Here is a 12,370-nt window from a genome sequence, read left to right on the forward strand (position 1 = left end):
AAGTTAGTATAAATCTAGATTTCAGCAAAGCCTTTGCTTAACAAGTATCAACATAAAATAAATTTTAATTTTAAAGCGTATTTGTGAGTTTGTGAACTAATTTCATCTATTCATAATCTTAAGAGCGAGCTGTCAGTTCGAGTGGTCCCGCTTTGGATGGGATTGTATTGAGAACATTTTGATTAAAATTACAAACTATTTTGCGATTTCTAAAATTAGTAGAAATCTAGATTTTAGCAAAGCCTTTGCTTAACAAGCATCAACATAAAACAAAAAGAGAAATTTTTCAAGTATAAAATTGAAACTTCAAAATAAATAGGCATCGTAGCTTAAAATAAGTTAAAATATTGTTTGTGAGGTGTTTAAATTATATCAAACGAAGTGAATATCATTAGAAAACTCAAACTAGCAACTACTTTTCTAATAAAAATGATACTTTTGGTAGCTGATATTAAAATCAACAAAAAAATACAAAAATGGCAAAGACATTATTTGATAAAGTTTGGGATTCTCATGTAGTACGTAGTATAAAAGACGGACCAGATGTGTTTTTTATAGACCGTCATTTTATTCACGAAGTTACAAGTCCGGTTGCTTTTCTAGGATTAGAAAGTAGAAATAATACGGTAATTTATCCAGAACGTACATTTGCAACTGCAGATCATAATACACCAACCATAAATCAGCATTTGCCGGTAGAAGACCCCTTGTCTGCAAACCAATTAAATGCTTTAGAGAGAAATGCGGCGAAATACGGAATTTCACACTGGGGTTTAGGCGATGAAAACAACGGAATTGTACATGTTGTAGGTCCAGAAAACGGAATTACATTGCCCGGTTCAACCATTGTTTGTGGAGATTCTCACACTTCTACGCACGGTGCTTTTGGCGCAATTGCTTTTGGTATTGGAACATCGGAAGTAGAAATGGTGTTGTCTACACAATGTATTATGCAACCGAAACCTAAAAAGATGCGGATTAATGTTGTTGGTCAATTAGGTTTGGGAGTTACTCCGAAAGACGTGGCTTTGTATATTATATCAAAACAAACAACGTCTGGCGCAACAGGATATTTTATTGAATATGCAGGTGAAGTTTTTGAAAACATGTCTATGGAAGGCAGAATGACGGTGTGTAATTTATCTATAGAAATGGGCTCAAGAGGAGGTATGATTGCTCCCGATGCCAAAACATACGAATATTTAAAAGGACGTTCTCAAACTCCGAAAGGAGCAGACTGGGACAGAGCAATGGATTATTGGCAAACTTTATATACAGCAGACGACGCTGTTTTTGATGAAGAGTTTACTTATGAAGCCGCTGATATTGAACCAATGATTACCTATGGCACAAACCCAGGAATGGGAATGGGTGTTACAAAATCGATTCCAACTGCAGAAAGTTTAGCAGGTGGCGTAGAAACCTACAGAAAATCTTTAGGATATATGGCTTTCAATGAAGGCGATTCTATGATTGGCAAACCGATTGATTTTGTGTTTTTAGGTTCTTGTACAAATGGTAGAATTGAAGATTTTAGAGGATTTTGTTCTATTATAGAAGGCAGACAAAAAGCAGAAAATGTTACAGCTTGGTTAGTGCCGGGTTCGCACAAAGTAGTAGATCAAATAAAAGCAGAAGGTTTAGATAAAATTATTACAGCTGCAGGTTTTGTTTTAAGAGAGCCAGGTTGTTCGGCGTGTTTGGCAATGAATGATGATAAAGTACCGTCAGGAAAATTATCCGTTTCTACATCCAATAGAAATTTTGAAGGAAGACAAGGTCCAGGTTCCAGAACTTTATTAGCGTCGCCGTTGGTTGCAGCAGCTTCTGCGGTTGAAGGTGTTGTTACGGATCCGAGAACGCTTTTAGCGAGTTAGCCAGATCGCTTTTTGGCAGGTTAGCCTTTCGCTTTTGGCTTTCAATATAGAAAACAAACTAAATAATTTAAACACAGAGTAACAAGCTAGTGAAAAGCAAAAAGCCAATAGCTAACAGCGAACAGTCAAATGCAAAAAAAACATGAGAAACTTTAGAAAATATAAAGTTTGGGAGTTAGGACATGAAGTTACACTAGATGTTTATAAACTTTCGAATGAATTTCCTAAAGATGAAAGATTCGGAATAACGAGTCAAATGAGAAGATGTTCTTCGTCAGTTCCTGCTAATATTGCAGAAGGATGAGGAAGAGAAACAGAAAAAGAGTTTAAACGCTTTTTAGTGATTGCAAATGGTTCAGCAACAGAATTAGAATATTTTTTAATTTTGATAGCTGATTTAAAATTTGCAGAGCAAGAATCGGTAGATAAGTTGGTTGAAAAAGTAGATCAATTGAAAAGAAGTTTAAACAGATTAATAAGTAAATTAGGTTAATGGCAGTTGGCGAGTTTGACTTTAGCAAAAAGCGAACTAGCAAAAAGCCAATAGCGAAATTAGTAAATTATAATAATTGCTTTAGCAATTAGTCAACCGTGAGAAGCGAATGGCGAACAGCGAACAGCAAATAGCTCAATAAAAAATGGCATACGATAAATTCACAACATTAACAAGCACAGCATATCCATTACCAATAGAGAATGTAGACACCGATCAAATCATTCCGGCGCGATTTTTAAAAGCAACGGAACGTATCGATTTTGATGTGAATTTTTTCCGTGATTGGAGATACAATTCAGACGGAACACCAAAGGCTGATTTCCCTTTAAATAAAGAGATTTATGCAGGTTCTCAAATTTTGGTTGGTGGCAGAAACTTTGGTTCAGGTTCTTCAAGAGAACACGCCGCTTGGTCTGTGTACGATTTTGGTTTACGTTGTGTAATCTCCTCTGCTTTTGCAGATATTTTTAGAAATAACTGTTTAAATGTTGGTGTTTTACCCGTGCAAGTTTCTGCGAAGTTTGCAGATGTATTGTTTGATGCTATTATGGCAGATCCTAAAACAGAAATCAATGTTGATTTACCGAATCAGAAAGTAACGTTGGTTGCTACTGGATTATCTGAATCTTTTGAGATCAATACGTACAAAAAAGACAATATGTTGCATGGTTTTGATGATATTGATTATTTGAAAAATATTGAAGACGAAATTGTTGAATTTGCGAAAACAAGACCTTTTTAAGCTATCCTATAAAATCAAGACAAGAAAACAAGAAAACAAGAGCAATTGATGACGTGCAGTTTTGTCATTTCGACTACTACTGAAATTAAAATATTCTTTAATTGAAAGTATCTCACGAAGCTCATGAGAAATCACATAAAGTTACCTGATTTTTACGTTCAGTATTATGGTATTTCTCCTAAAGTTTATGTTGAGCGAAGTCGAAATATAAAAATGACAAAATAGTAAGGTTTTCCTTTTAAATTGATTACTTGAAAAATGATGTTACTATCAACTATAAACAAAGTAAAAAAACTTTATTTACTTTTCATAAAAAATGGCAAAGAGAAAGATTGAAATAATGGATACCACATTGCGCGATGGCGAACAAACGTCAGGCGTGTCCTTTTCAGTTTTAGAAAAGTTAACCATTGCAAAATTATTAATAGAAGAGCTAAAAGTAGATCGACTAGAAATTGCTTCGGCAAGAGTTTCTGAAGGTGAACTACAAGCGGTAAAAAAAATTACGTCTTGGGCTCTAGAAAATAATATTTTGGATAAAATAGAGGTGCTAACCTTTGTTGATGGCGGGAAATCTATCGATTGGATGTTGGAATCTGGTGCAAGAGTTCAGAATTTATTAACCAAAGGTTCTTTAAATCACTTAACGCATCAGCTTAAAAAAACACCCAAACAACATTTTGAAGATATCAGGGCAACCATTGATTTAGCTGCGAAAAATGATATTAAAACCAATGTGTATTTAGAAGATTGGTCTAACGGAATGCGTAATTCGAAAGCCTACGTTTTTGAATATTTAGATTTCCTATCAACCCAAAAAATAGAACGTGTTTTATTGCCAGATACTTTAGGCATTTTAACCCCCGAGGAAACTTATAAATATATTGATGAAGTTCGTACAAAATACCCAGAAACTCATATCGATTTTCATGGTCATAACGATTATGATTTAGGAGTTGCCAATGTAATGGAAGCTGTAAAAGCGGGTGCAAATGGTTTGCATTTAACGATTAACGGAATGGGAGAGCGTGCAGGAAATGCACCTATGGCAAGTGTTTTAGCAGTGATTAAAGATTTTTTAACGGATGTAAAAATAACGACCAACGAAAAGGCTTTGCATAAAGTAAGTAAGTTGGTAGAAACGTTTTCGGGTTTTAGAATTCCTGTAAACAAACCCGTTGTAGGTGCCAATGTCTTTACACAAACAGCAGGAATTCATGCGGATGGCGATAATAAAAATAACCTATATTTTAATGATTTAATGCCAGAACGTTTTGGTAGAAAACGTAAATATGCATTAGGTAAAACCTCTGGGAAAGCAAATATTCAAAAGAATTTACAAGATTTAGGCATTAGTTTAAATGATGAGGAATTAAAGAAAGTTACCCAAAGAATTATTGAACTGGGTGATAAAAAAGAAGTGGTTTCGCAAGATGATTTGCCGTATATTATTTCTGATGTTTTAGATAGTGATACAATTGAAAAACATATTATTGTAGAAAATTATGTGTTGGGTAATGCAAAAGGAATGAAGCCTTCTGCAACTTTACAATTAAGTGTTGCGGGTGTTGTTTATGAAGCGCATGCACAAGGAGATGGCCAGTTTGATGCTTTTATGAACGCTTTAAAAAAACTATATAAAATTAATAGTAAAAAAGAATTACCAGCTTTAATCGATTATGGAGTTAGAATTCCACCCGGAAGTCATTCTGACGCGCTTTGTGAAACGATTATTACATGGAGAAGAGATCAACACGAATTTATTACCCGTGGTTTAGATTCAGATCAGACAGTATCTGCGATTAAAGCTACGGAAAAAATGTTGAATATAATATAGTTGCTGATTAATGGTTTTTAGTTGATGGTTTAGAGTATTAAAATTATTGGCTTAAAGTTAGATTGAGCAGACTCTACGGATGTGAGTGAGAAGAGTCTGTCAGTTCGAGTAATCACGCTTTTGGGCGTGATTGTATCGAGAACATTTTTGAAGTAAAATATATAAAAATTGCTGTTAGCTTTATCGCTTTTAGCAGCTTGCCTTTCAGTATTCTTGCAAGAAGAGTCTGTCAGTTTGAGTAATCACGTTTTTGGGCGTGATTGTATCGAGAACATTTTTGAAGTAAAATATATAAAAATTGCTGTTAGCTTTATCGCTTTTAGCAGCTTGCCTTTCAGTATTCTTGCAAGAAGAGTCTGTCAGTTTGAGTAATCACGTTTTTGGGCGTGATTGTATTGAGAAAATGTTGAATATAATTTAAGTGGCTGTTAGTTTTTTCGCTTTTAGCCGTTTTCATTTCAGTATAAGTGCAAGAAGAGTTTGTCAGTTCGAGTAATCACATTTTTGGGCGTGATTATATCGAGAGCATTTAAAAATAACTAGTATTATACACATAAGAATAACAATAATAAATAACAATGTCAGGCTGAGCTTGTCGAAGTCTAAAAATTAAATTAATATAGCTGCTGTTCATTGAGCCAATTGCCAATCGATAACAGCCAAGAGCCAAAAATAAAACCATGAAATTAAATATCGCATTATTAGCAGGAGACGGAATTGGACCTGAAGTTATAGAACAAGCTGTAAAAGTATCGGATGCTATTGCAAAGAAGTTCAATCATGAAATTAATTGGAGACCTGCTTTAACAGGAGCTGCGGCAATTGATGCTGTTGGTGAACCATATCCTGATGAAACGCATGAAATTTGTGCGTCTTCAGATGCTGTTTTATTCGGAGCTATTGGGCATCCAAGGTTTGATAATGATCCTACAGCAAAAGTACGTCCAGAACAAGGATTGTTAAAAATGCGTAAAAAATTAGGTTTATTTGCGAATGTGAGACCAACATTTACGTTTCCTTCTTTGTTAGATAAATCGCCTTTAAAAAGAGAACGTATTGAAGGAACTGATTTGGTTTTTTTACGCGAATTAACTGGCGGAATTTATTTCGGAGAAAAGGGGAGAAGAGACGGTGGAGAAACGGCTTTTGACAATTGTGTGTACACAAGAGCAGAGGTGATTCGTTTGGCGAAAAAAGGTTTTGAATTGGCAATGACGCGTTCTAAAAAACTGTGTTGTGTAGACAAAGCAAATGTTTTAGAAACTTCGAGATTATGGCGAGAAACTGTGCAAGCAATGGAAAAAGACTATCCAGAAGTGGTCGTTTCTTATGAGTTTGTAGATGCTGTTGCAATGCGTTTGGTGCAATGGCCAAATAGTTATGATGTATTAATTACAGAAAACTTATTCGGAGATATTTTAACAGACGAAGCTTCAGTAATTTCTGGTTCTATGGGATTGATGCCAAGTGCTTCTCTAGGAGAAGATAATGCACTTTTTGAGCCTATTCACGGTTCGTATCCGCAAGCAACAGGTTTAAACATTGCAAATCCAATGGCAACGATTTTGTCTGCTGCAATGTTATTTGAAAATTTCGGTTTACAGGAAGAAGGAAAAGCAATTAGAACGGCTGTAAACAGTGCTTTAGAAAAAGGAATTGTGACAGAAGATTTGGCCGATGGAGGAAAAGCATACGGAACAAAAGAAGTAGGTGATTGGTTAGCAGAAAATATTTAGTAGTAAATTTTACATATCTTAAAAGCGCTCGAATTTCGGGCGTTTTTTTTATTCAGTCAATAGTTATGCATTGAACGAGTTTTGATATAAATCGTTTTTTAGTAGTATGTCAACATATTTAAAAAGTATACAAGTTATCTTTTAAAAAGTAATCTTAAAAAGATAAAAACATATTCTTAAGTTTTGCTAAAGTAAAGGGTTTTTGCAGCACGAAATCAATACTGTTCTCATTTTTAACTTTTTCTTCAATATCCCATCCGGTAACTGCTACTATTTTTATGTTTTGTTGAAACGTAGTTTTAATAGCATCTGCTAGCTCCCAACCATTCATTTCTGGCATACCAATATCAGTAAATACAATATCACAGCTATTTTCTTCAAGATGTTTTAAGGCCGCACTTCCGCTCATTACAAGCGTGCATTCATAGCCTAGAGACTCTACTAATATACGAGCGGATTCTGCAATAATGAAATCGTCATCTACCCATAAAACATGAAAGAACTTTCTTTCTTTTGAATTATTTTTATCCATAGCTTTTATTTAATCTTATGTATGTCTCGGAAAAACAATTTCTATCGTAGTTCCTTTATTTACTTCAGAAGATGTAACAAAAATATCTCCTCCAATATTTTTTATAATACTATAAACTCCGCTCATTCCTAAACCTCGCCCTAATTTAAATCCTTTTGTAGAAAAAAAGGGTTGAAATACTTTTAATTTTTCTTCTTCATTCATGCCAACGCCTGTATCTGTAAAAGTAGCAATAACACCATCTGCTTTTAGTCTAGTATGAATAGTAAGGGAGCCACCTTTTGGCATTGCTTCGATACTATTTTTAATTAAATTGTAAAGTACCGATTTTAGCTCGCCGCTATTACAACTAATTTTAGGGATTTCTTCGAACTCAGTTGCAACTGTTATGCTCAATCCTTCTTTTTCCATGCCGTCTTTCCAAAGAGGTCTAGATTCTTTTAAACTTTCTAAAATAAGCGTGTTTAGGTCGATAAGCTTCGTTTGATTATCTGTGTTTTCTGTATCGCCAAACTTTTGCAAAGCACTTACTCTGCTGCTTATATCATCTATAATAGAACCAATGCTATTTAAACGATCTATAGAATTATTTGAAAGCTCTTTTTGAATTTTTACAACCTCTAAATTCCCCATCATTTGTTGTAGCGCATTATTAAAATCATGCGCAATAGAGGCAGACATTTCTCCAATAGCTTTTAATCTTTGATGTTTTATTTGGGCTTCTTCAAATAGTTTTTGTGAGGTAATATCTTGATTCGTTCCTGCCAGACCAATAATCTTTCTATTTTCATCAAATACAGGTTGACCGATGCCTCTTATTACTTTTTGTACTTTATCCGGAGGGCAAATTCTATGTTCAAAATCAAAGGGTTTTCCTAGATTTAAAGCTTCCATAACAGAACGATTAAATATTTCTAAATCATCTTTATGAACACGGTTAACCAGAGCGTCATATTCTGGAGCACCATTTTTTGAATTAAAGTTCCAGATATGAAACGTTTCTTTTGACCATTCTATCTTTAAGGTTCTAGCATTAAATAACCAACTGCCAATATGTGCTAATTTTTGAGCTTCATTTAACTTTTTTTCGGTGTTCTTTAATCTCAATTTAGTTTTTATCTTCTCTCTTTCTTGCTGTTTTTGTTCTGTAATATCTTTTGTAACTCCGAAAATACTGTTTTTGGAATTTTTTTCTAAAGACATAATATACAAGTTTCTAATTTCGCCAGAAGGGCGTTTTATTCTAAACTCAAAAGGAATAAACATTTTATCAACCAATAAAGAGGCAGTACCTTGTTCTACTTTATAGGTATCTTCGGGCAGTACTAGTTTAGATACATTTTCATTAGAAGGATAAAAAGAAGCTTTGTTTACTCCGTAAATAATATACATTTCATCAGACCATTCTGCTTTGTCTGTTTCTATATTCCATTGCCAACTGCCAATATGACTTAATTTTTGTGCCTGATTTAAGGCATTATTTAATTCGTTTAGTTTTTCACTTTTATGATCTAACGTTTTTTGTATTAATTTTGCTAGGGTGATGTCTTGTAAGGTTCCGTTTATAGAAATGATTTTTCCATTTTCATTTGCTAAAGTTTTACCGATACCTAAAACATATTTAATACCACCGTCTTTGCATAATATTCTGTGTTCATACTCATATCCATGACCTGTTGCAATAGCATTTTTTATCAAACGGTCAAGTTCAGGAATATCTTCAGGATGTATTTTGTTGCGATAGGCATTATATAATTTTTCAGGAGGCGTCTCTTCTAATTCAAAAATACGATAATGCTCAAGTGACCAGATAAGTTTAGATGTCAAAACATCAAACTCCCAACTACCAACTTTTGCAGTAGCCTGCGCTTCATTTAAGCGTTTTTCATTTTGAATTAGCGCTGCCGAACCTTGCTCTTTTAATTTATTTTGAAAGAGTAGTTCTTTAGTTTTGATTAACTCTTTACCTCGTTTTTCTTTTTCCTTATTCTGTAGAACAAGTTCTTTGTTAGCGATATTTAATTGGTGGGCATGTTTTTCTTTTTCTTTGTTTAAAGATAGAAGTTCTTTTAGTGCTTTAGCTCGTTCGGTAACGTCACTAGCAAATGCGTAAGTAAAACCACTTTTAACAATAGTTGCCTGCCATTCTAAAGTTTTGTAAATACCATTTTTATTTTTGTATCTGTTGATGAAATTTAAAATTCCAATTCCATTTTTCTTTTCTAACTCTCTGGCTTTTTCTGTTTTTTCGAGATCTTCTGGATGCACTAAAGACATTAGTTCAATTTTTAGAATCTCTTTTTCTGTATAGCCAAGAATAGACATAAAAGATGTATTGACTTTAACCACTTCTCCTTTGTTATTTTTAATCACGATAAGCGATGGCGAAAGTTTGAAAAAAATTTCTAATCTTTCATTATGAAGCTTTTCACGTTCAATAAGTTGCTCTTCTAATTCTTGATATGTTGGCTTATTATTTGACATTACATTTCGGAAATATACTATTACTTGGTTTTAAATTATATGTACTTGAAATAGTGACTCTTTCAAAAAACAGCTAAAATGAGTTTAAAAATTAGGTATTGATAGCATCTTCAATTCGATTTAATAAGTCTTCAGGATCAAAAGGTTTAACGATAAACCCATTCATGCCACAATCTTTAATCTTATCTTTTACTTCGATAAAAACAGAAGCAGAAAGTGCAATAATTGGTAGCTTTTTGTTAAATTTTCTAATTTCTTTGGAAGCAGTATAACCATCCATAACAGGCATTTGAATATCCATTAAAACGATATCATAGCTATTTTCTTTGACCATATCAATAGCTTCTACACCATTTTTAGCAACTTCTACCGTTAATAGCGCTTTTTCTAAAATTTGTTTGCCAACCATAATATTTATAAGGTTGTCCTCAACCAACAGTACTTTTTTTCCAATAAAATTATGTTCTCTTTTTAAGTTATTTTCTTTTAAGTCTAAGTTTGACGCAATCTTTAAATCGGCTTCAAAGTAAAAACGACTTCCTTTTCCTATTTCACTGTCTATGTGTATTTTAGACCCCATAGACTCAATAATACTTTTTGCAATTGGTAAGCCTAAGCCTGTGCCCCCATACAACCTATTTGTAGTGGCAGATGCTTGAGTAAAGACTTCCCAAATAGTTTCTTGTTTATCTAAAGGAATACCAATACCGGTATCTATAATTTCTGTTAAAATATTAATTTTGTCATTATCAGTAGCTAGTTTTTTAATTCTTAAAGTTACGGAGCCTTTATCTGTAAATTTAATAGCATTTGTTACTAAATTATTAACGACTTGGTTATAACGAACAACATCTAGCCAAACAATAGGCATATCTTTATCGATATCTAAATTCATGACGATTCCTTTTTGAATACAACCTGTTTCGTGAATTTTTTTGATTTGCTTTAATGCTAAAGGTAAGTTAGTTGGAGTCTTATCTAATTCAATTTCTGTGGAATCCATTTTGCTAAAATCTAATACATTATTTAAAAGATTTAGTAAAATTTTTCCTGAATAATTAAGAGCCTCAATATTTTCAACTTGATCTTTTCTAGGTTTGTTATCCTCTAATATATGAGAAAGACCAATTACTGCATTTAAAGGCGTTCTTATTTCATGACTCATCGTACTGAGAAAAGTAGATTTAGCATTTGATGCATCAATAGCCTCTTGTTTCTTACTATGAAGACCTTTATTAAAGCCTGCATTTATATATGAAAAATAGCTTAATTGAAAGGCTACTAATATTAGTGTTACCGTCATTGAAAAAGGATAAATATACGTTGTAACTACATCTGCTTCAATATCACTAGAGTAAAAAACATTAAAATTTGTGAGATAGAGTGCAACCCAGAACAGTATAGAAATCAAAGAAAAAATAATTACAAGATATAATTCTCTTCTAAATGAAAATAAAATAAAACTTAAACCTATTGCATATAATAATAAGAACTCTATACTAGAATTTGAACCAAAATAAGAAGCGGTTATAGCAATACTTAAATTAAAAGTGATCATAAATATACACCTTGCTATAGTTGGGTTTCCTTTTTTAGAAAGCTTTGATGTAATAAAAAAAACAATGGCAATACCCACTAAAAAATAAGACAAAATATAGCCATCTAAAGAGAAAGACAAGCCTGCAAATAATAAAGATAAAAATATACATAACACAGAAATATCATGTATTAATTTTACTCTTCTTTTAGAAACTTTTTCTTCTTTATGATTCATTGTTTGTAAACTTTTCTATTTCTTTTAATAATTCTTCTGGTGTAAAAGGTTTAAAAATAAACCCATTCATGCCACATTCCTCAATTTTATTTTTTATTTCCGAAAAGACATTTGCAGAAAGAGCAATTATAGGTGTTTTTTTGTCAAATTTTCTAATTTCTTCAGTTGCTGTGTAACCATCCATAATTGGCATTTGTATATCCATCAATACAATATCAAAAGAGTTTTCTTTCATTTTGTTTACAGCATCTAAACCATCACTCGCAGCAGTTACTTTTAGTTGTACTTTTTCTAAAATTTGTTTACCAACCATTATGTTTATAAAATTATCGTCAACAAGTAGTACTTTTTTTCCAGAAAAACTATATACTTTCTTTTTGTTGTTTTTTTGCAATTCGAGATCATCAACAATATCTAGAGTAAGATCAAAATAAAAACGGGTTCCTTTACCTGTTTTACTTAAAATTTTAACTTTGGAGTTCATAGCATCAATAATACTGTTTACAATAGGTAGCCCTAGTCCGGTGCCTCCATAAATTCTATTATCATGATGAGATGCTTGTTCAAAAGGCTCCCAAATAATTTCTTGTTTGTATTTAGAGATCCCTATACCCGTATCCCTTACTTCTGTGTGCAGAACAATTTTGTTTTTTTCTATTCTATACTCAATACATTTAGGTTTTCGGGAACATAAAATTTCATGGTCTAATTATTGATATTAAATTACTGTTTTTCAGTTATTTAAGCACTATATTTTTGTTATTTGTAACTATTCAGCCATTTCCGGTAGGAACGGATTTTTGCTAAAAGCAAGCTGAATATTTTCTAGTACTTTTTGTTTATTTTTTTTGAGCGTTGTAATATATCCTCTAATTCTAGCAAAATATTGTGC

Annotated in this window: 8 protein-coding genes and 1 pseudogene; 5 read left to right on the forward strand and 4 right to left on the reverse strand. The window is 32.7% G+C overall.

The genetic code is table 11. The features are described from left to right. The first annotated feature begins 476 nt into the window (after positions 1–476). The 5 genes and pseudogenes from leuC (at position 477) to leuB (ending at position 6,688) form a co-directional block, all read left to right on the forward strand. Complete coding sequence (gene leuC, locus ES044_RS17105) at positions 477–1,877, forward strand: 3-isopropylmalate dehydratase large subunit (RefSeq protein WP_147120502.1); 1,401 nt, start codon at positions 477–479, stop codon at positions 1,875–1,877. Between the two features lie 142 nt (positions 1,878–2,019). Further along, positions 2,020–2,370 (forward strand): annotated as a pseudogene (locus ES044_RS17110) (four helix bundle protein). A gap of 145 nt (positions 2,371–2,515) precedes the next feature. Further along, positions 2,516–3,115, forward strand: a complete 600-nt coding sequence (gene leuD, locus ES044_RS17115; RefSeq protein ID WP_147120503.1) for a 3-isopropylmalate dehydratase small subunit — start codon at positions 2,516–2,518, stop codon at positions 3,113–3,115. Positions 3,116–3,431: 316 nt separating this feature from the next. Then, positions 3,432–4,952 (forward strand): alpha-isopropylmalate synthase regulatory domain-containing protein, encoded by a 1,521-nt coding sequence (locus ES044_RS17120; protein WP_147120504.1) that lies wholly within the window; start codon positions 3,432–3,434, stop codon positions 4,950–4,952. Positions 4,953–5,632: 680 nt separating this feature from the next. Beyond that, positions 5,633–6,688 carry a 3-isopropylmalate dehydrogenase gene (leuB, locus tag ES044_RS17125; RefSeq protein ID WP_147120505.1) on the forward strand — a complete coding sequence of 352 codons (1,056 nt, stop codon included), beginning with the start codon at positions 5,633–5,635 and terminating at the stop codon, positions 6,686–6,688. Between the two features lie 154 nt (positions 6,689–6,842). On the opposite strand, the gene ES044_RS17130 is transcribed toward leuB, so the two are convergent. The 4 genes from ES044_RS17130 to ES044_RS17145 all read right to left on the reverse strand — a co-directional run bounded on the left by ES044_RS17130 (position 6,843) and on the right by ES044_RS17145 (position 12,175). Further along, positions 6,843–7,220 carry a response regulator gene (locus ES044_RS17130; RefSeq protein ID WP_147120506.1) on the reverse strand — a complete coding sequence of 126 codons (378 nt, stop codon included), beginning with the start codon at positions 7,218–7,220 and terminating at the stop codon, positions 6,843–6,845. A 15-nt stretch (positions 7,221–7,235) separates the two neighbouring features. Beyond that, entirely contained in the window at positions 7,236–9,704 is a 2,469-nt protein-coding gene (locus ES044_RS17135) for a PAS domain-containing sensor histidine kinase (protein ID WP_147120507.1), read from the reverse strand. Between the two features lie 91 nt (positions 9,705–9,795). Next, positions 9,796–11,478 (reverse strand): response regulator, encoded by a 1,683-nt coding sequence (locus ES044_RS17140; RefSeq protein WP_147120508.1) that lies wholly within the window; start codon positions 11,476–11,478, stop codon positions 9,796–9,798. Further along, positions 11,468–12,175: a response regulator gene (locus tag ES044_RS17145; RefSeq protein WP_147120509.1), complete on the reverse strand. Its 708-nt coding sequence runs from the start codon at positions 12,173–12,175 to the stop codon at positions 11,468–11,470. Before ES044_RS17145 ends, ES044_RS17140 begins: the two co-directional genes overlap by 11 nt. Positions 12,176–12,370: the final 195 nt, after the last annotated feature.

Origin of the sequence: Polaribacter sp. IC066 (genome assembly GCF_007997085.1) — a bacterium.
Classification (GTDB): domain Bacteria; phylum Bacteroidota; class Bacteroidia; order Flavobacteriales; family Flavobacteriaceae; genus Polaribacter.